Source organism: Streptomyces paradoxus, from assembly GCF_014202475.1.
In the GTDB taxonomy this organism is placed as follows: domain Bacteria; phylum Actinomycetota; class Actinomycetes; order Streptomycetales; family Streptomycetaceae; genus Streptomyces; species Streptomyces paradoxus.
In genome coordinates this window covers 83,391-103,241 of record NZ_JACHGV010000018.1, presented here as the reverse complement: position 1 = coordinate 103,241, position 19,851 = coordinate 83,391, and the positions used below count along the sequence as shown (strand labels likewise).

General features: G+C 72.2%; 14 protein-coding genes. 10 read left to right on the top strand and 4 right to left on the bottom strand.

From position 1 onward, the window contains the following. Positions 1-47: 47 nt before the first annotated feature. The gene (locus HNR57_RS36625) at positions 48-4,067 is read right to left on the bottom strand and encodes a bifunctional nitrate reductase/sulfite reductase flavoprotein subunit alpha (protein ID WP_184567279.1); all 4,020 of its coding nucleotides are present in this window, start codon (positions 4,065-4,067) and stop codon (positions 48-50) included. A gap of 194 nt (positions 4,068-4,261) precedes the next feature. On the opposite strand from HNR57_RS36625, the gene HNR57_RS36620 reads away from it, so the two are divergent. The 3 genes from HNR57_RS36620 (at position 4,262) to HNR57_RS36610 (ending at position 6,182) form a co-directional block, all read left to right on the top strand. Then, the gene (locus HNR57_RS36620; RefSeq protein ID WP_031134653.1) at positions 4,262-4,657 is read left to right on the top strand and encodes a cell division protein SepF; all 396 of its coding nucleotides are present in this window, start codon (positions 4,262-4,264) and stop codon (positions 4,655-4,657) included. A 72-nt stretch (positions 4,658-4,729) separates the two neighbouring features. Beyond that, the gene (locus tag HNR57_RS36615; RefSeq protein WP_184567277.1) at positions 4,730-5,866 is read left to right on the top strand and encodes an AAA family ATPase; all 1,137 of its coding nucleotides are present in this window, start codon (positions 4,730-4,732) and stop codon (positions 5,864-5,866) included. After that, positions 5,859-6,182, top strand: a complete 324-nt coding sequence (locus HNR57_RS36610; RefSeq protein WP_184567275.1) for a nucleotide pyrophosphohydrolase — start codon at positions 5,859-5,861, stop codon at positions 6,180-6,182. The genes HNR57_RS36615 and HNR57_RS36610 overlap by 8 nt, the downstream gene beginning before the upstream one ends. A gap of 117 nt (positions 6,183-6,299) precedes the next feature. Here HNR57_RS36610 and HNR57_RS36605 read toward each other — a convergent pair whose 3' ends face one another. Both HNR57_RS36605 and HNR57_RS36600 read right to left on the bottom strand, forming a co-directional pair. Continuing rightward, positions 6,300-6,962, bottom strand: coding sequence for a response regulator (locus HNR57_RS36605; protein WP_184567273.1), 663 nt, complete (start codon positions 6,960-6,962; stop codon positions 6,300-6,302). Beyond that, positions 6,937-8,109 carry a sensor histidine kinase gene (locus HNR57_RS36600; protein WP_184567271.1) on the bottom strand — a complete coding sequence of 391 codons (1,173 nt, stop codon included), beginning with the start codon at positions 8,107-8,109 and terminating at the stop codon, positions 6,937-6,939. The genes HNR57_RS36605 and HNR57_RS36600 overlap by 26 nt, the downstream gene beginning before the upstream one ends. Positions 8,110-8,284: 175 nt before the next feature. Here HNR57_RS36600 and HNR57_RS36595 point away from each other — a divergent pair, with 175 nt between their 5' ends. Together HNR57_RS36595 and HNR57_RS36590 are read left to right on the top strand one after the other, a co-directional pair. Then, positions 8,285-10,558, top strand: coding sequence for an MMPL family transporter (locus tag HNR57_RS36595; RefSeq protein WP_184567269.1), 2,274 nt, complete (start codon positions 8,285-8,287; stop codon positions 10,556-10,558). A 472-nt stretch (positions 10,559-11,030) separates the two neighbouring features. Next, positions 11,031-11,501, top strand: a complete 471-nt coding sequence (locus tag HNR57_RS36590; RefSeq protein WP_184567267.1) for a DUF6099 family protein — start codon at positions 11,031-11,033, stop codon at positions 11,499-11,501. Positions 11,502-11,526: 25 nt separating this feature from the next. Here the strand turns inward: HNR57_RS36590 and HNR57_RS36585 are convergent, their stop codons facing one another. Beyond that, positions 11,527-11,700 (bottom strand): hypothetical protein, encoded by a 174-nt coding sequence (locus tag HNR57_RS36585; RefSeq protein ID WP_184567265.1) that lies wholly within the window; start codon positions 11,698-11,700, stop codon positions 11,527-11,529. Between the two features lie 236 nt (positions 11,701-11,936). Here HNR57_RS36585 and HNR57_RS36580 point away from each other — a divergent pair, with 236 nt between their 5' ends. From HNR57_RS36580 to HNR57_RS36560, 5 genes are all read left to right on the top strand, one after another. After that, positions 11,937-12,860 carry an LLM class F420-dependent oxidoreductase gene (locus HNR57_RS36580; RefSeq protein ID WP_184567263.1) on the top strand — a complete coding sequence of 308 codons (924 nt, stop codon included), beginning with the start codon at positions 11,937-11,939 and terminating at the stop codon, positions 12,858-12,860. Positions 12,861-13,016: 156 nt separating this feature from the next. Further along, positions 13,017-14,480, top strand: coding sequence for a 3' terminal RNA ribose 2'-O-methyltransferase Hen1 (locus HNR57_RS36575; RefSeq protein WP_184567261.1), 1,464 nt, complete (start codon positions 13,017-13,019; stop codon positions 14,478-14,480). Next, positions 14,477-17,020, top strand: a complete 2,544-nt coding sequence (locus tag HNR57_RS36570) for a polynucleotide kinase-phosphatase (protein ID WP_184567259.1) — start codon at positions 14,477-14,479, stop codon at positions 17,018-17,020. Before HNR57_RS36575 ends, HNR57_RS36570 begins: the two co-directional genes overlap by 4 nt. A gap of 157 nt (positions 17,021-17,177) precedes the next feature. Continuing rightward, complete coding sequence (locus tag HNR57_RS36565; RefSeq protein ID WP_184567257.1) at positions 17,178-18,695, top strand: VMAP-C domain-containing protein; 1,518 nt, start codon at positions 17,178-17,180, stop codon at positions 18,693-18,695. Between the two features lie 16 nt (positions 18,696-18,711). Next, entirely contained in the window at positions 18,712-19,803 is a 1,092-nt protein-coding gene (locus HNR57_RS36560; RefSeq protein WP_184567255.1) for an AAA family ATPase, read from the top strand. Positions 19,804-19,851 lie beyond the last annotated feature (48 nt).

Here is a 19,851-nt window from a genome sequence, read left to right as displayed (position 1 = left end):
TCCGGGTAAGGGCCCCCGTGGGCCCGCCGGCCGGTACACGACCGGGGTCAGTACACGTCCCGCACGTACCGCTTGTCCGCCGCGAGCTGCTTCACATACGCGGCGGCCTCCGCCTCGCCCAGTCCGCCGTGCGCCATCACGATGTCCCGCAGTGCCCGGTCCACGTCCTTCGCCATCCGGGAGGCGTCGCCGCACACATAGAAGCGGGCCCCGTCGCGCAGCCAGTGCCACAGCTCCGGCCCGTGCTCGCGCATCCGGTCCTGCACGTACACCTTGTTGCGCTGGTCCCGGGAGAAGGCGGTGTCCAGCCGGGTGAGGGTGCCCTCGTCGCGCAGCGCCGTCAGCTCGTCCTCGTAGTAGAAGTCCGTCGCCCGGTGCTGCTCCCCGAAGAACAGCCAGTTGGGGGCGTGGTGGCCGAGCGCCCGCCGCTCCTGGAGGAAGCCGATGAAAGGCGCCACGCCGGTGCCCGGGCCGACCATGACCATCGGCGTCGAGGCGTCCGCCGGGGGCCGGAAGTGCGGCGAGCGCTGCACGAACACCGGCACCTCCGTGTCCGGTCCGGCGTCCGCGAGGTACGGCGAGCAGACCCCGCCGCGCGCCCGGCCGTGCAGGTTCTCGTACCGCACCACGGACACCGTCAGCGACACCCGGTGGGGATCGGCGAGCGGGCTGGACGATATGGAGTACAGCCGTGGCTGGAGCCTGCGCAGCACCCCGGCCCATTCCTCGGCGCTCGCCCGCACCGTGTACTCGGCGAGCACGTCCACGGCCTGCCGCCCCCAGCTCCACTGCGCCAGCCCGTCCTTGTTGTCGGGCCGCAGCAGCCTGCGCAACTCGTGCTTGTCACGGGCGCGTTCGGCGACGAAGCGAAGCAGGTCGGGAGTGATCCGGGTGATGTCGAGATGCCGGTGCAGGGCCTCGCCGAACGGCACCTCACCGACGCCGTCGACCACCACGGCCGTCCCCGCGTCCACCCCGGTCACCGCCAGCCACTCCTCCACGAGGGCGGGCGCGTTGACCGGCCGTACCCCGAGCGCGTCCCCGGCCTCGTACGCCAGGTCCGTCCCGCTCGTGTCGAAGGTGAACCGCCGGACCTCCTTGCCCGCACCGGCCCGGCTGAGCAGCCGGTTGCCGACCAGCCGGGCGGTGGTGACGGGCTTGGACTTCGTCCTGGGCTTCCCGGCCGGCGCGGCAGTCGTCTCGCCCAGCGCCGACAGCACCTGGTCGAGCCACTGCCCTGCGGACGGCTCGAAGTCCGGCTCGCAGTCCGTGCGAGGGGCCAGCCGCACCCCGCCCAGCTCGTCGAGCCGCGCGTCCAGCCGCCGCCCGTGCCCGCAGAAGTCGTCGTAGGAGGAGTCGCCGAAGGCCAGCACGGCGTACCGCACCCCGTCCAGCCGAGGGGCCAGCTCGCCGGAGAGCGCGTCCCAGAAGCCGGAGCCGTTGTCGGGGGCGTCGCCGTCCCCGAAGGTGCTGGTGATGAACAGCAGGTCCGCGGTACGGGCGAGCGTCCCGACATCGGCGTCGTCCATGCCGACGAGGGTCGTACGGTGCCCCGTCGAGGTCAGCCGTTCGGCGGTGGCGGTGGCGAACTCCTCCGCGTTCCCGGTCTGCGAGGCCCACAGCACGACGACCTCCCGCCCGGACCGCTCCTGCGGCACCGCGGCCCCGGTCCGGGAGTACATGCCGGCGAGGACCCCGTTCACCCACAGCGCGTGCTCGGGGGAGAAGGGCGCGTCGGGCGGCAGCACCGGCACCCCGGGGGCACCCGAGCCGAGCCCGGCGAGGAAGCCGGTGAGGTACCGGCGTTCCTGGGCGGAGAGCACCGGGGGAGGGGAGGGTTCGAGGCCGAAGGGGTTCGCCCCGCCCGGCGTCACGGTCGTGGGTGTCAGGGCCGGGGCCTCGGGTGCGGGCGCCGCCACCTTCGCCAGCGACACCGCACACACCTTGAACTCCGGCTGGAACGACAGCGGATCCACCGCGTCGCTCGTCACCGCGTTGATGCTCAGGTACTCGCCGAACAGGTCGTTCCAGTGGAACGGCGCGAAGCAGCACCCGGGCCGCACCCGGTCCGTCACCACCGCCGGCAGCACGGCCCGCCCGCGCCGCGAGGCGACCTCCACGAGATCGCCGTCGGCGACCCCGAGCGCCGAGGCGTCCGCGGGGTGGAGCTCCACGAACGGCCCGGGGTTCAGCTTGGTGAGCTTGGCGACCTTCCCGGTCTTGGTGAGCGTGTGCCACTGGTGCTGCACCCGCCCGGTGTTGAGCACGAAGGGGTAGTCGTCGTCCGGCATCTCGGCGGCGGGCAGATGCGGCCGTGCGAAGAAGGCGGCCCGCCCGGACGCCGTCGGAAAGCGCAGCCCCCCGGCGTCCACGTACCGGACCGGATTGCGCTCCGGCCCGTCCTCCCGCGCGGCCGGCCACTGCACGGGCGTCTCGCGCAGCCGCTCGTAGGACACCCCGCGCAGATCCCACCCGGTCTTCGGGTTCCAGAACCGCCGGATCTCCTCGAAGACCTGCTCGGCGCTGTCGTACGAGAACCCCTTCTTGTATCCCATCGCGCACGCCACCTCCGCGATGATCCGCCAGTCGGCCATCGCCTCCCCGGGCGGGTCCGCGGCCGGCCGGGTCAGCGTGAGGGTGCGCTCGCTGTTGACGAAGACGCCCTCCGCCTCGGTCCACATAGCGCCCGGCAGGACGACATCGGCGTACGCGTTCGTCTCGGTGTCCGTGAACACGTCCTGAGTGACGACGAACTCGGCGGCCTCCAGGCCCTCGATGACCGTGCGGCGATTGGCGACCGAGGCGACGGGGTTGGTGCAGATGATCCAGCAGGCCTTGATCTCCCCGTCGGCCATCTGCCGGAACATCTCGACCGTGCCCTGCCCGGCCCCGTCGGCCCGCAGCGTCCCGGGCGGGAGCTCCCACACCTCTTCGGTGAACGCCCGTTCCTCCGCGACGAGCACCGACCTTTGCCCCGGCAGCCCCGGCCCCATGTAGCCCATCTCGCGCCCGCCCATGGCGTTGGGCTGCCCGGTCAGCGAGAACGGCCCGGCCCCCGGACGGCAGATCGCTCCCGTGGCCAGATGCAGGTTGATCAGGGCGTTGGTGTTCCAGGTGCCGTGCGTGGACTGGTTGAGGCCCATGGTCCAGCAGCTCATCCACCGCTTCCCGGCCGCGCCGATGATCCGGGCCGCCTCCCGCAGGTCGTCCTCGGCGAGCCCGGTGATCTCGGCGATGGCCGCCGGGTGGTAGCCGGCGAGGAACCCGGGCAGCTCCTCCCAGCCCTCGGTGTGGTCCGCGACGAACTCCGGGTCGGTGTGCCCGTTCTCCAGCAGCAGGTGCAGCAGGCCGTTCAGCAGCGCGAGGTCGGTACCCGGCCTGACCTGGAGGAACAGATCGGCCTTGGCGGCGGTCGCGGTCCGCCTCGGATCGACGACGATCAGCTTGGCGCCCGCCTTGACCCGCTCCATCATCCGCAGGAACAGGATCGGATGGCAGTCGGCCATGTTCGACCCGATGACGAGGAAGGCGTCCGCCCGGTCGAAGTCCTCGTACGACCCGGGCGGCCCGTCCGCACCCAGCGACAGCTTGTAGCCGGTGCCCGCGCTCGCCATGCACAGCCGCGAGTTCGACTCGATCCGGTTCGTCCCGACGAACCCCTTGGCCAGCTTGTTCGCCAGGTACTGCGCCTCCAGGCTCATCTGCCCGGAGACGTAGAAGGCGACCGCGTCCGGCCCGTGCTCGTCGACGATCGCCCGCAGCCGCGCGGCGGTCTCGGCGATCGCGTCGGCCACGGGCGCCGGAACGGCCTCCTCGCCCCGCTCGTCCCGCACGAGCGCGCCGGTCAGCCGCCCGGGCGCGGCGAGCATGTCGGCGGTGGTCGCGCCCTTGGTGCACAGCCGGCCCGCGTTCGCGGGGTGAGCCTTGTCACCCGACGCCTTCAGAACCTTGCGCCGCCCGTCCGGACCCGCCCCGACCTCCAGCACGAGGCCGCAGCCCACACCGCAGTACGAGCAGACGGTGCGCACCCGCTGCGTCTCCTGCTGCGGCCGGGGGGTCGTGGTCATGCCGTCGACGGTACGAACATCCCGTTACGCAGGTGTCACATTGCTTGATCACGAGCAGTTACGCCCGTCACACAGCCTCCTTCCAGCCGTTGTGAGGTGCATTGAGGTCGCGGAGCGTGTCGCTGTTGGGCCGAACGGGTGACTCTGCGCAAGAATTGCCCGATGCAGACAGCGAGTGCGAGCCAGGACGGAGCATGCCGGTGAACAGCCACGATGTCACCGACGAACAGTGGGAGGGGCTCGCCCAGGTCGTGCCGCTGCGGGGCCGGGACGCCTGGCCGTCCTCTGTCGGCCACCGGTCCATACCTGAGGCCGAGACGGAGACCCGCCGCCGTTTCGTCGTCCTGCGCGTGAACGTCTTCGCCGACGCCCGTGACGTCGCCGAGCGGCTGATGGCGGGCGTCCCCGTCCTCCTCGACCTCACCGGGGCGGAGACGGAGGTCGCCAAGCGGGTCCTCGACTTCAGCACCGGCGTCGTCTTCGGCCTGGCGAGCGGGATGCACCGGGTGGACCGGAACGTGTTCCTGCTGACCCCGGCGGGGACCGAGGTGACGGGGCTGATGGAGGGGGCGGGCCTTCCCGGGGTGTGACCGTCGCCCGATCGTAGGAAGCCCCCGGAGGCGGAACGGTTCGTCCTGCCGGCGGAGCCCTACCGTCCGCATATGATCCAGCCCGCCTTCCCCGACCGCCCCCGCGTCACCGAACTGCGCCTGGCCGCCTTCACCACCCACCGCCGCGCCGCGTTCCCGCTCGGGCCCCTCACCCTCCTCGCCGGTCCCAGCGGCAGCGGCAAGACCAGCGCGCTGCGGGCGTACGAGGCCCTCGCCCGGCTCGGGGGCGGCGCCGAGCTCGGCGAGGCGTTCCCCGACCCCACCGCCTGCGTCCCCGAACGGGCCCGGCCCGACGCCCAGGGCCGCCGCGGGTTCCGCATCGGCTGCACGGCCGACGGCCCCGCAGGCCCGGTCAGCCTCGACGTCGCCGTGCAGGCCGAACCCGAACTGCGCGTCGTGGGTGAACGGTTGACGGCCGGCGGGCTGATCCTCCTGGAGACCGCCCTGCGCGACCCGGGCAAGCGCGCCGTGCAGGCCGCCTGGCACACGGCCGGGCCGACCCCGGTGACCCGCGGCCCGCTCCCGGACGACCGGCTCGGCACCGCCCTGCTGCCGCTGCGCGTGGCCGGCCGGACACCCGGGCAGCGCAGGGTGCTGGCGGCCGCCGAGCAGATGGTCGTCGCCCTGCGCTCCGCCTTCGCCTGCGACCCCGAACCCGCCCGCATGCGCGCCCCCGTGACGGCAGGCTCGGGCCGTCTGCTGGGCGGCTGCGGCAATCTCCCCGACGTGCTGTGGCGCACCCGCACCGAGTGCGGGCGGCGGCACGCGCAGTTCGTGGCGGCGGTGCGGGCGGGGTGCGCGGGGCCGGTGGCGGACGTGCTCGCCCGGGCGGAGGAGGCCAGGGGAACGATCCGCGCCTCGCTCGACCGGGGCGACGGCGTCCGTACGGACCTGCGACGGCTCGGCGACGGCGAACTGCGTTACGTGGCGCTCGCGTTGGTCCTGCTCACCGGACCGGGCGTGCTGGAGGTCGACCCGGCCGGCGAGGTGCCCGCCGCGCTCCAGACGCTCACGGTCCTCGCCGACGGCTTCGACCGGGGCCTTGACGGACGGCAGCGGCTGGAACTGCTGCGGCTGGCGGCCCGGATGTGCGAGCGGGGGCACATCCGGCTGGTCGCCGCGGTCAGCGACGGCTCCTGGGCCGCCGGGACGGAGGGGGCGACGGTGGTACACCTGGACCGTGACTGATCCCCTGGACGTGGCCGGACTGCAGCGCCGACTGGCCGCTTTCGCGGCCGCGCGGAACTGGCAGCAGTACCACACCCCCAAGAACCTGGCCGTCGCCCTCAGCGTGGAGGCCTCCGAACTGGTCGAGATCTTCCAGTGGCTGACACCCGAGGAGTCGGCCCGGGTGATGGCCGACCCGGACACCGCGCACCGCGTCACCGACGAGGTCGCCGACGTGCTCGCGTATCTGCTCCAGCTGTGCGAGGTGCTCGGCATCGACCCGCTTGCGGCACTGGACGCGAAGATCGACCGGAACGAGCGGAGGTTCCCGATCTAGGGCGCGTATCGAGTCGTGATCATCGGGTGGTCCTGGTGAGGCACGTGGAGCCGACGTGAGCCGACCGGTGCACTGATGTCCGGGCGGGGACTCATGGGACATGGCCCGGCACCCGGCTCAGGTTCTGGGGAGGATACGGCGCGTTTCGTAGGCCCACATCGCGATCTCGACCCGGTTGCGGGCGCCGAGTTTGGCCATCAGGCTGGCCAGATGCGTCTTCACCGTGCTGAGGCTGATGTGCAGTGCATCGGCGATCTCGGTGTTGGTCAGCCCGCGGGCGACGGCGAGGAGCACCTGCTCCTCGCGGGCGGTGACGGGGGAGACCGGCTGGGCCGCGGGCCGGCCGGCGGGCAGGTCCGCGAATGCCTGGAGCAGACGGACGGTGACGCTGGGCGCGATGAGCGCCTCACCGTCGGACGCCGACCGTACGGCCTGCGCCAGAAGGTCCGGTCCCGTGTCCTTGAGGAGGAATCCGCGGGCGCCGGCACGCAGTGAGCCGTAGACGTACTCGTCGAGGTCGAACGTGGTGATGACGACCACGGCCAGCGGGTCGGCGACGCCCGGGCCGGCGACCAGCCGGGTGGCCTCGAGCCCGTCGAGTACGGGCATGCGGATGTCGAACAGGCAGACGTCGGGGCGTAGTTCGCGGGCCAGACGTACCGCTTCCCGCCCGTCGGCGGCCTCGCCGACCACCACGATGCCGGGTTGGGCGTTCAGCATGATCCGCAGCCCGGTGCGGATGATCGTCTGGTCGTCAGCGACGAGGACGCGAATGGACACCGCTCTCGCTCCTCGCTCCCGGCAGTTCGGCTTCGACATGCCAGCCCCGGTCGGTACCCGGACCGGCTCGTAGTGTGCCGCCGAGCAGGGTCGCGCGCTCGCGCAGTCCGGTAAGTCCGTATCCGTCGCGACCCCGGCCGGTGCGCCGGCCGTTGTCGCGCACGCTCACCCGTACCGTGTGCCGTTCCGCGGCGACCCGGACGACGAGCTCGGTCGCGTCGACCGCATGGCGCAGCGCGTTGGTCACCGACTCCTGCACGATCCGGTAGACGGCCGCGTCCACGGCCGGAGGCAGCGCGTCCAGTTCGCCGTCGAGCCCCAGGTCGACCCTGAGGCGACCACCCGGGGTGCGCACCAGGCGCTCCAGATCCGCGACTCCGGCAGGGGGCGCCAGCTCGGCGCCGACCCCGCGGTCGCGCAGCGCGGCGACCATGGCGCGCATTTCCTCCAGAGTGCGCGCCCCTTCCTCCTCGACCCCCTCCAGCGCCTTGACGGCGGCGGACGGGTCGGCGCCCGCGAGCACCCCGCCCGCCTGGGCGATGATCACCATGGCCGACACGTGGTGGGCCACCGTGTCGTGCAGTTCCCGGGCGAGCTGCTCGCGCTCGCGGGAGCGCACCTGCTCCAACTGCCGCTCGCGAGCGGTCACCCAGAACCGCACGGCAGCCCCGAACACGCCGGGCAGCAGCAGGAAGACGAAGCCCACGACGTTCTCGACGACCGGGGTCTCGTCCGTGACGGAACACAGCGCGCCGGCCGCGAGGATCACCGCGCCGCCCAGCACGATCTCGCGTCCCGATCCCCACCGGGGCAGCGCGTACACCAGCACGAGCACGACCGCGCCGGTGTACAGGCCGACGGGCTCGCGCGGAGCGGCGACCAGCGAGGCCACCTGAAGCAGGATCACCGAGCCGAAGGCCAGCGTGACCATCGTCAGGGGGCGGGTCCGGCGCCACAGGGGCAGCAGGCACAGCCATACGGCGAACACCACCGCCACCGGCCGCCACACGACGTTCTCGCGCAGGGTGGCCTCCAGCACCACACCGGCAAGGCCCGCGGCGAGCAGCACCCAGTCCCGCCACACCCGGGCGGGCGCGTCGGGCGGACGGGGTTCGGTCCACAGGGTTCGCAGGTCTTCTCGCAGCACGGTTCTCAGCGTAGGGACTGCGGCGTGCCGCGCATCGGCCGAAAGGACGGTTCGTCACTCCGCCCCGGGGCCGACGGATCCGCGGCCCGCGGGCCGATGCCGCGGAGCGCCGTGGCGACGAGCCTCGGCATCGGCGGCCGTACAAGGACGGCCGACGAGGTGGTTGGAGGACCCGATGCTCTCGAAAGCCCTGTTGCGCCTGGGCGCAAGCGCCGCCCGCCATCCCTGGCGGGTGATCGCGGCATGGCTGATCGCCGCCACGCTCGCCGTCCTCGCCGCCGTCGCCTTCGGCGGGCGGAATGCGGATTCGATGACCGCTCCGGGACTGGACTCCCAGCGGGCCGCGGAACTGATCGAGCGGGCCCACACCGGCCAGGAGGGGATGACCGCCCAAGTGGTCGTCACCCCCCTCGACGACGGTGCGACGTTCTTCGACGACGACGACGGCGCGCGCGCCGCTCTCACGCGGCTGCAGACCGAGGTGAAACGGCTGCCGCACGTGCTCGGCACGAGCGACCCGGCGGGGGCGCTCGACGCGGGCGGGGACACCGCCGTGCGCGGCGGCCTCGTTTCGGCCGACGGGCGGATCGCGGTCGTCCGGGTGCAGTACCCCGACCAGAGCCGGCTGTCGGCCGAAGACCTCGACGCCCTCGTCGATCTCGGCGATCGGCTGCGCCCCGAGCTGCCGCTGCGCATCGAGATGGGCGGGAACCTCTTCTACGCCTTCTCCGACCCCGACGGCGGCGCGAGCGAGCTGATCGGCCTCCTCGCCGCGGCCGCGATCCTGTTCCTGGCGTTCGGTTCGCTCGTCGCCGCCGCGCTGCCGATCGGCATGGCGGTCTTCGGGCTGACCGTCGGGGTCGCCATCATGACGGTACTGGCGGGGGTGACAGAGGTCCCCACCTTCGCACCGGTCCTGGGCAGCATGGTCGGGCTCGGAGTGGGCATCGACTACGCGCTGTTCGTGCTCGCCAGGCACCGGGAGTACCTCGCGCGCGGGCTCGATCCGCAGGCGGCGGCCGGACGAGCGGTGGCCACGGCGGGGAGGCCCGTGGTCTTCGCCGGCGGCACCGTCGTCGTATCGATCCTCGGCCTGGCGGTCGCGAACGTACCGTTCATGACGGTGGGCGGGCTCGCCGTCTCGATCGTCGTCCTGACGATGGTGCTCGCGTCGGTGACGCTGCTGCCGGCCTTCCTCGGCGCCGCCGGCCCACGCCTGGCCCGGGCCGGCCGGATCGGCCGGGCTCTGCGGACCAGGAGGCTGGGCCGACTCGCACGGCGGCGGGACCCGGCGGCAGGCGCCGCCCACGCCGCCGGGTGGCGTCGCTGGATCGGGCACGTCAGCCGGCACCCGGTGCCGTACGCGGTCGGCGCGGCGGGGCTGCTGATGACCGCGACGCTGCCCGTGCTCGGCCTGCGCGTCGGCCTGCCCGACGACGGCTCACTGCCCCACAGCCGTACCGAGCGCCGGGCCTACGACCTCGTCGCCGAGGGGTTCGGCCCGGGCACCAACGGTCCCCTCGTCATCGCCGCGGACCCCACCGGTGATCCGGGAGTGCTGGACCGACTCGTCGGGGCGGTCGCGGCGGATCCGGGCATCGCATCCGTCGCGCCGACGCACATCGATCGGGCCACCGGCATCGCGACCCTCGTGGTGTTCCCGACCACCAGCCCTCAGGACAAGGCCACGGCCGACACCATCGCCCGGCTGCGCACCGACGTGCTGCCCACGGCGATCGGGCACGGCCCGGCCAGGGCCCACGTCGGCGGCGCCGCCGCGAGCCTGTCCGATGTGGGCCAACGCACCAGTCAACGCCTGCCGGTGTTCGTCGCCACCGTGCTGGCGATGTCGTTCCTGCTGCTGATGCTGGTCTTCCGCTCGATACTCGTACCGCTCAAGGCGGTACTGCTGAATCTGCTGAGCATCGGCGCGGCCTACGGCATCATGGTCGCGGTCTTCCAGTGGGGCTGGGGAGGCGCACTCATCGGGCTGGAAGCGACGGTTCCGATCGTGTCGTTCATCCCGATGTTCCTCTTCGCCATCCTGTTCGGCCTGTCGATGGACTACGAGGTGTTCCTCCTCTCCCGCGTACGCGAGGAGTATCTGCGCACCGGCGACAACGGCACGGCGATCGTTGAGGGCGTCTCGCGCACCGCCCGGATCATCACCTCGGCCGCCCTCATCATGGTGGCGGTCTTCCTGTCCTTCGCCGTCGCCGAGGACCCCTCCACCAAAATGTTCGGGCTCGGCCTGGCCACCGCGATCTTCATCGACGCCACGGTCGTACGCATGGTGCTGGTGCCGGCGACCATGACACTCCTCGGCCGGACCAACTGGTGGCTGCCGAAGTGGCTGGACCGGATGCTTCCCCGCGGCCCGGTCGGCACCGACGACACCGACGCGGAATCCACGGGTGAGGCCCCGCGTCCACGGCTGGTCGACCGTTGACTCAGCTCCTGCCCGCCCTTGGCGTCCGGCACCTCAGCGCGTCACCCAGGTGCCTATCGGTGGTGGAGTCGATGCTGACCAGGGACTCGGGGTACGGGGCCGTACTCGCCGATCGGCTGGTACGGCTCGATGAACTCCCGATCCGGATCGGTCAGTTGCACTCGTGTCACGTAAGACCGCCTATCGGGAGCGGACCGTGCCACGAAGGCAGATCCCGCAAATTGATCACGACTCGATACGCGCCCCAGCGGCACCGTCCCACCGCCTGAAGCGGAAGGCTGAGGCGCAAGCCTGGAGTGGAGAAGTCCACTTGTACGCTACGTAATCAAACTACGGCTCGAATCCGAATCGTTGTCCGCAATTTTCCACCTTCCTCTGGCTTTTCGTCTCACACCCCTTCACTCTGGGTAGTGAACTAGGGAGTGCGGGCAGACGGACGCGCGCAGCGCGTCGGACAAGACGGGGGCAGCGCATGGACGCGGTGCGGCTCATCGTGACGAGCAGGCGGTCCCTGGCGGCGGGCGGCGGCGCGCGGGAGACCCTGGCCGAGGTGTGGCAGGCGCAGGCTCTCGCGCAAGCCATAGGCAGCCGCCTCGCGGTCGCCGGGCCGCCCGAACTACGCGGCGAGGCACTGGGGTTGACGGAGCTGGCGGGCCGGGGCTGCGGCGTCCTCGATCCGCCGGAACTGGCCCCCGGTGAGCTGAGGGCGGGCCGGCTCACCGAGCTGGGCGACGCCCGCCACACCCTGATGCACCTCGGCGGCCTCCTCGGCGAGGTCGGCATCGCCCTCGTCGCCCTGGCCAGCTCCGCCGAGGACGAAGGCACGTACTGGCAGTGCATGGAGGCCATCGACGCGGCGGACGAGTCCCGCGACCGCGTCCTGGAAATGCTCCGCAGACTCGCGGACCGGGAACAGGCACTGCCGGAGCGGGAAGCGGGGTGACGCGGGGTCGTCGAGGAGGGCCGCCCTAACCCGCCTGCCCCTCCTCGACGACCCCGCGTCCGGAATCCCCCGCCGCCTGAAGATGCGCGTCCAACGCCGACAGGTCCGCGTTCAGCGCCGCCATCAGTTCCTCCATCTGCTGCAGCAGCCCTTTCGGCTGCCCGCTCCCGCCCTGCTGCGGCACGGTCTCTTCGGACATGACGGCCTCCTCGGCCCGAGGCCCCCGGGGAGGCCGGCACGGTGACGCCCCGGCGGTCCACCCCCGGTGCGGAAGCCGGGGGGTCCGGCTCCGCCCGGCCAACGATCACCACCGGGGCCGGTCACTGGCCGTGCCGGCCGGCGGCTGCGGTATTGACGTAATTTCACCCGACCGGGGACCGGCGTGGACGGGGGACCGATCCCGGGACCGCACACCCCGGCGTGCAGGATGGAAGCATGGATCTTCGCATCTTCACCGAGCCCCAGCAGGGGGCCACTTACGACACTCTGCTCACCGTCGCCAAGGCCACCGAGGACCTCGGCTTCGACGCCTTCTTCCGCTCCGACCACTACCTCCGCATGGGCAATGTGGACGGCCTGCCCGGCCCCACCGACGCCTGGATCACCCTGGCCGGACTCGCCCGTGAGACCAAGCGCATCCGGCTCGGCACCCTGATGACCGCCGGCACCTTCCGGCTGCCCGGGGTGCTCGCCATCCAGGTCGCGCAGGTCGACCAGATGTCCGGCGGCCGGGTCGAACTCGGCCTCGGCGCGGGCTGGTTCGAGGAGGAGCACAAGGCCTACGGCATCCCGTTCCCCAAGGAGAAGTTCGCCCGGCTCGAAGAGCAGCTGGAGATCGTCACCGGCCTGTGGGCGACGGACCCCGGCAAGACCTTCGACTTCCACGGCACCTACTACGACCTCACGGACTCTCCCGCGCTGCCCAAGCCCGCACAGCGGAAGATCCCCGTGCTCCTCGGCGGCCACGGCCCCTCCCGCACCCCGCGACTGGCCGCCCGGTACGCCGACGAGTTCAACATGCCGTTCGGCTCCCTCGAGGACAGCGCGCGCCAGTTCGGCCGGGTGCGCGCGGCCGCCGAGGAGGCGGGCCGCGGCGGCGACGAGCTGACGTACTCCAACGCCCTCGTCGTCTGCGTCGGCCGGGACGACGCGGAGGTCGCCCGCCGGGCCGCCGCGATCGGCCGCGAGGTGGACGAACTGAAGCTCAACGGCCTGGCCGGCTCCCCGGCCGAGGTCGTCGACAAGATCGGCCGCTACGCCGAGATCGGCTCCCGCCGCATCTACCTCCAGGTCCTCGACCTCGACGACCTCGACCACCTGGAGCTGATCTCCGCGCAGGTGCAGTCCCAGCTGTCGTAGCCGGGCCCGCCGAGCCGCCCTCGATAAACGAAGGCGCTGGTGGGCACAGGTGTGCGAAGCTGTGGGCGTCGTCCTGCCGAGCCCCCAGGATCACCATCCTGGGGGCTCGCGCACGTACGGCGCGAAAACATCCACCCAGCCGGAGAGGCCCTCCGCATGTTCCTGACGATCACGACCACCGGCACCCCAGAGCGCCCCGCCACCGACCTCGGCTACCTGCTGCACAAGCATCCCGACAAGGCGCAGGCGTTCTCCACCTCCTACGGCACGGCTCACGTCCTCTACCCCGAGGCGGAATCCGGGCGCTGCACGGCGGCGCTGCTGCTGGAAGTGGACGCCGTGGCACTGGTCAGGCGCGGCAAGGGCAAGGGGCGCGGCGGCGCCCCCGACGCGGCACTCGCGCAGTACGTCAACGACCGCCCCTACGCGGCCTCCTCGCTGCTCGCGGTGGCGCTGAGCAGCGTCTTCTCCAGCGCCATGAAGGGCGTCTGCAACGCCCGGCCGGAACTGCCCGGCCAGGCCAGGCCGCTGCGCGTCGAGGTGCCCGCGCTGCCCGCCCGGGGCGGCCCCGACCTCGTGCGGAAGCTCTTCGAGCCGCTCGGCTGGGCCGTCACCGCCGAGCCCGTGCCGCTGGACACCGAGTTCCCCGACTGGGGCGACTCGCGGTACGTGAGCCTGGTCCTGGAAGCGGACGCGCTCACCCTCGCCGAGGCCCTGCGGCACCTGTACGTCCTGCTCCCCGTCCTCGACGACGCCAAGCACTACTGGGTCGCCCCCGACGAGGTCGACAAACTGCTGCGCGTCGGTGAGGGCTGGCTGCCCGGCCACCCGGAGCAGCGGCTGATCACCAGCCGCTACCTGTCGCGCCGCTGGTCCCTGACCCGGCAGGCCACCGAGCGCCTGGAGCTGGTGCGCCTCGCCGAGGCCGACGACAGCGAGGTCGAGGAGATCGACAACGCGGTCGAGGCGGAGACCGAGGCCGAGGAGAAGCCGACCCCGCTGGCCGTGCAGCGCCGCGAGGCGATCGTCACGGCGCTCCGGCAGTCCGGCGCCGCCCGGGTCCTCGACCTCGGCTGCGGACAGGGCCAGTTGGTGCAGACCCTCCTCAAGGACCCGGCGTTCACCGAGATCGTCGGCGTCGACGTGTCGATGCGCGCCCTCACCATCGCCTCCCGGCGGCTCAAGCTGGACCGCATGGGCGAGCGGCAGGCCTCCCGCGTCCAGCTCTTCCAGGGCTCCCTCGCGTACACCGACGTCCGTCTCAAGGGCTACGACGCCGCCGTGCTCAGCGAGGTCATCGAGCACCTCGACCTGCCCCGGCTGCCCGCCCTGGAGTACGCCGTGTTCGGCTCCGCCCGTCCGAGGACGGTCCTCGTGACCACCCCCAACGTCGAGTACAACGTGCGCTGGGAGTCCCTCCCGGCCGGCCACGTCCGGCACGGCGACCACCGCTTCGAATGGACCCGCGCGGAGTTCCGCGCCTGGGCCGAGGCGGTGGCCGAACGGCACGGCTACGGCGTCGCGTTCGAGCCCGTCGGCCCCGACGACCCCGAGGTGGGACCGCCCACCCAGATGGCCGTGTTCACCCAGACCAGCCCGAAGGAGGCGAAGGCGGCATGACCGACACACAGCAGGGGCGCGTGCTGCCCGTGACCGACCTGTCCCTGGTGGTGCTGGTCGGGGCCACCGGCTCCGGCAAGTCCACCTTCGCCCGCAGGCACTTCAAGCCGACCGAGGTCATCTCGTCCGACTTCTGCCGCGGCCTGGTCTCGGACGACGAGAACGACCAGAGCGCCACCAAGGACGCCTTCGACGTCCTGCATTACATCGCCGGCAAGCGCCTGGCCGCCGGCCGCCGCACCGTGGTGGACGCGACCAGCGTGCAGTCCGACGCCCGCCGCCAGCTGATCGACCTGGCCAAGCAGTACGACGTGCTGCCGATCGCCATCGTGCTCGACGTGCCCGAGGAGGTGTGCGCCGAGCGCAACGCGGCCCGCACCGACCGCGCCGACATGCCCCGCCGGGTCATCCACCGCCACACCCGTGAGCTCCGACGCTCCCTGCGGCACCTGGAGCGCGAGGGCTTCCGCAAGGTGCACATCCTGCGCGGCGTGGACGAGGTCGAGAACGCCACGATCGTCACCGAGAAGCGCTTCAACGACCTCACCCACCTCACCGGCCCGTTCGACATCATCGGCGACATCCACGGCTGCGCCGCCGAACTGGAGGCGCTGCTCGGCAAGCTGGGCTACGTCGACGGGGTCCACCCGGAGGGCCGTACGGCCGTCTTCGTCGGCGACCTGGTCGACCGCGGCCCGGACAGCCCCGGCGTGCTGCGCCGCGTGATGGCGATGGTGAAGTCCGGCAACGCCCTGTGCGTGCCCGGCAACCACGAGAACAAGTACGGCCGTTACCTGCGCGGACGCAAGGTCCAGCACACCCACGGCCTCGCCGAGACCATCGAGCAGATGGCGGGCGAGAGCGAGGAGTTCCTCGCCGAGGTACGGGAGTTCCTCGACGGCCTCGTCAGCCACTACGTCCTCGACGGCGGCCGGCTGGTCGTCTGCCACGCCGGTCTGCCCGAGAAGTACCACGGCCGCACCTCCGGCCGCGTCCGCAGCCACGCCCTGTACGGCGACACGACCGGGGAGACCGACGAGTTCGGCCTGCCGGTGCGCTACCCGTGGGCGGAGGACTACCGGGGCCGGGCCGCCGTGGTCTACGGACACACCCCGGTCCCGGAGGCGACCTGGCTCAACAACACCATCTGCCTGGACACCGGCGCGGTCTTCGGCGGCAAGCTCACCGCGCTGCGCTGGCCGGAGCGCGAGCTGGCCGACGTCCCGGCGGAGCAGGTCTGGTACGAGCCGGCCAAGCCGCTGCGCTCCGAGGCGCCCGGCGGTCAGGACGGCCGCCCGCTGGACCTGGCGGACGTGCGGGGCCGCAGGGTCGTGGAGACCCGGCACCAGGGCCGTGTCTCGATCCGCGAGGAGAACGCGGCGGCGGCCCTGGAGGTCATGAGCCGCTTCGCGGTGGACCCGCGGCTGCTGCCGTACCTCCCGCCGACCATGGCCCCGACGGCCACCAGTCACGTCGAGGGCTACCTGGAGCACCCCGAGGAGGCGTTCGCCCAGTACAAGGACGACGGTGTCGCGCGGGTCGTGTGCGAGGAGAAGCACATGGGCTCGCGGGCCGTGGCCCTGGTGTGCCGCGACGCGGAGGCGGCCCGCAGGCGCTTCGGCGTTGGGGGAGGCCCCACCGGGTCGCTCTACACGCGCACCGGCCGCCCCTTCCTCGACGACGAGGCCCTCACCGAGGAGATCCTCGGCCGGGTGCGCACGGCGGTCGGCGAGGCGGGCCTCTGGGACGAGCTGGAGACCGACTGGCTGCTGCTGGACGCCGAGCTGATGCCCTGGTCGCTGAAGGCGTCCGGGCTGCTGCGGTCGCAGTACGCCGCCGTGGGCGCCGCCTCCGGCGCGGCGCTCCCGCAGGCCCTGGCCGCCCTGCGGGGCGCGGCGGCACGCGGCGTCGACGTGACGGGCCTGCTGTCCCGCACGGGTGAACGCGCCACCGACGCCGCCGCGTTCACCGAGGCGTACCGCCGCTACTGCTGGACCACGGACGGCCTGGACGGCGTGCGCCTGGCACCGTTCCAGATCCTCGCGGTCCAGGGCCGCAGCCTCACCGGGCTGCCGCACGACGAGCAGCTCGCCCTGCTCGACCGGCTCGTCGAGCACGACGGCAGCGGCCTGCTCCAGACCACCCGGCGGCTCTACGTCGACACCGCCGACCCGGAGTCGGTGCGCGCCGGCGTCGACTGGTGGCTGGAGATGACCGGCCGCGGCGGCGAGGGCATGGTCGTCAAGCCGGTCGGCGCGGTGGTCCGCGACGGCCAGGGCCGCCTGGTGCAGCCCGGCATCAAGTGCCGCGGCCGCGAGTACCTGCGGATCATCTACGGCCCGGAGTACACGCGTCCGGAGAACCTCGCCCGCCTGCGCTCGCGGTTCCTCAACCACAAGCGGTCCCTGGCGATCCGCGAGTACGCCCTGGGCCTGGAGGCCCTGGACCGGCTGGCCGAGGGCGAGCCGCTGTGGCGGGTGCACGAGGCGGTGTTCGGGGTGCTGGCCCTGGAGTCGGAGCCGGTGGACCCGCGGCTGTGAGCCGGAGGCCACGCGATTCCGGCCAGGCTTGTCCCGCCTGGGACGCTCCTGGCCGGACGTCGCCCTTCCGGTCCCATTCGTCCCTGGTTAACCGCTGGTTGCCGTGCTAACTTCGCTGGTCTGCCCAGACAGGTGAACCGACTCAGGGGGAAAGTCGGTGCGGACAGGTACGGCGCCCGGCGAGTTCGGCGATACTTCCGGACATCAGCCGGATTTCGAGCTGCTGTTACGGCTCACGGACGTCCTCTGCGAGCTGGGCTGTGTGGAGGACGCGCCGAGCCGGGTGCAGTTCGCCAGTCTCCTGGGGGGCCAGCTCCACCGGCCGGTGGACATCCGCGGCGTCAGACTCCGTGAGGACGTGGTGAGTCTGGTGACCGCCGCGCTGAGCGTGGCGGGCGGCGAGCACGTACTGGTCGGGGTGGTCCGCATCCTCGAAGGAGCCCCCGCCGGAGACGAACTCGACCGGCTGATCGCTCCTGTCCCGGCTCTGGCCGGACCGCTGTCCAAGGAGGACGAGAAGAGCGCACGCGTCGCGCTCTCCCGCGGAGACCTGCCCTCGGCACGCTTACGGGACGGTCTGGCCGAGGAACTCGCAGGCCTGGACCTCCCCGACGGCCTCACCCCCGAGCAACTCTTCGCTCACCTCCTCGAATGGAACGCGCAGGACGACGGCCTGCCGCCCGTGGTCCTGCTCCTCGACCACGCCGCCGGCCTCGCCGGGACCGTCGAGCACCGCCTCGCGCTCACCGGCTGGGTCGACGACTGGACCGGCCGCGCGGGCCTGACCGCGGAGTTGGTGAGACGCCGGGACAGACGCGCGGCGGTGGTGTGGTCGCCCGACATCCCCCGCACTCTCGTCGTCGCCGTCGAACCGGCCCGGGACGGCAGCACAGACGTGGTCGTGCGGACCTGGACCAACGCGACCCCGGGACGCTGGGACCCCCGCCCCGGCGAACCCGAGACGACCGCCCTGGACGACCTCGGCCGGGCCGTCGACGAGGCGCTCCGGCGCGGCACCCGACTCTGGCTGGTCCCCCGCGAACCGGAGCCGAGCGGACTCCAGGAGCCGCCTGCGTACGTGGAGTTCCTCCTTCCGTACGATCTGATGAACCACGATGTGGCGGGGTTGACGTTCGCGGTCGGCGACGGGGAGCCCACTCCGCTCAGCCTGCGGTACGGGGTCCATCTACGCAGCCTGGAACGCATGCGTACGGACAACGCCGTGGTCCGGCAGCAGTGGCAGCGGCGTTGGGCGGCGCTGAAGCGGCACGGGATCACGGTGCACGCCTGGCGCGAAGCGGACGCCCGGCGGCAGCGCGCGTGGCAGATCGCGCTCGCCGGGGAATCCACAAAGACGGCAGTGCTGTTGGACGCGCCGACCGGGGCCCCCGCCCTGGAGGCGCTCAAAGCGGCGATCGCGGAGGGGATCGGGCTGGCCGTCTGGGACCGCAGAGGTGTGTTCATCGAGGAGAGGCGCGAGGTGGTGACCGCGGTGTTCGCGGCCGTCACGATGCCCGTGCGGCTTCCTTCCGTCATTCACCGCATGCGTCTGAACGCCGAGAGCGGCGCGGAGGACGCGGTCCAGTACCTGGCCCGGAACGTCGGATTCCTGTGGGACGACCCCACACGGGTCGTCGACCTCCAGGCCACCGACCCCGGCGATCTCGCCAGCTGAGCTAGGAGGCTTCGGCATGAGCGCACAGGAACGGACGACCGCGGACGACTGGCGTGTCTTCCACGCCACCGGGCGCCCGCAGGGCGCTCCACCCGTGCTGCCCGATCCGCCGCCCTGGCGGAGGTTCCGCGGCGGCCCGGTCGAGCCCCCGCCCCCGGACGACGCCGAGGCCGCGCTGCGCCGCCTGGGCCCCGGCGGCCTCACCCCGCAACTCGACGAGGAGCAGATAGAGACGGTCAACGCCGCCTTGCTGCTGCGCCGCCCGCTGCTGATCACCGGCCCGCCGGGCGTCGGCAAGTCCACACTCGCCTACCTGATCTCACGTGAGCTGGGGCTCGGCCGGGTGCTGGAGTGGAACGTCGTGAGCCGGACCAGTCTGCGGGACGGCTTGTACGTCCACGACGCCATGGGCCGCGCCCAGGCCATCGCCGCCTGGCAGGCCGGACTGCGCGAGACGGCGCGGGCGGAGCCGGTGTTCGAAGACACCGAACAGACCGTCAACTCGGCGATCACGTCAAAAGATCGTCAACTTGCGCCGGTTATAGGCGAGTTCATTACACTGGGGCCCCTGGGCACCGCCCTGCTGCCCTATGGCCGGCCCCGGGTGCTTCTCGTCGACGAACTCGACAAAAGCGACATCGATCTGCCGAACGACCTGCTGCACGTTCTGGAGAATGGAAGTTATGAGGTTCCGGAGCTGGTGCGCGACGCCGCCGACGCGGCGAGCGTGCACACCAGCGACCCGGGCAGCCGGGCCGTGGTGCGGGGCGGACGGGTCGAATGCCGGGAGTTCCCGGTCGTGGTGATCACCAGCAACGGGGAGCGGGAATTCCCCGCCGCCTTCCGTCGCCGCTGCCTGCCGATGGAGATGCACACCCCCACCCGGGAGCAACTCCTGGCCATGGTGGAGGGCCACCTCGGGCTCCGGCCGCAGGGCACTGAAGACCTCGTCGACCTGTTCGTTCAGCGGGTCCAGGCGGGTGGGGTCCACTCGCTCGACCAGTTGCTGAACGCTGTCCAGATGACTACTGCGGGTGGTTTTCAGGCTGACGGTGACGGGCGTAAGCTCGTCGAACTGCTGCTCCGCGACCTCGCGAAGGGCCGCTGATGACCCGGGAGCGCGCATCCGGACCCGGCGACGGGGATCCTGCATCGG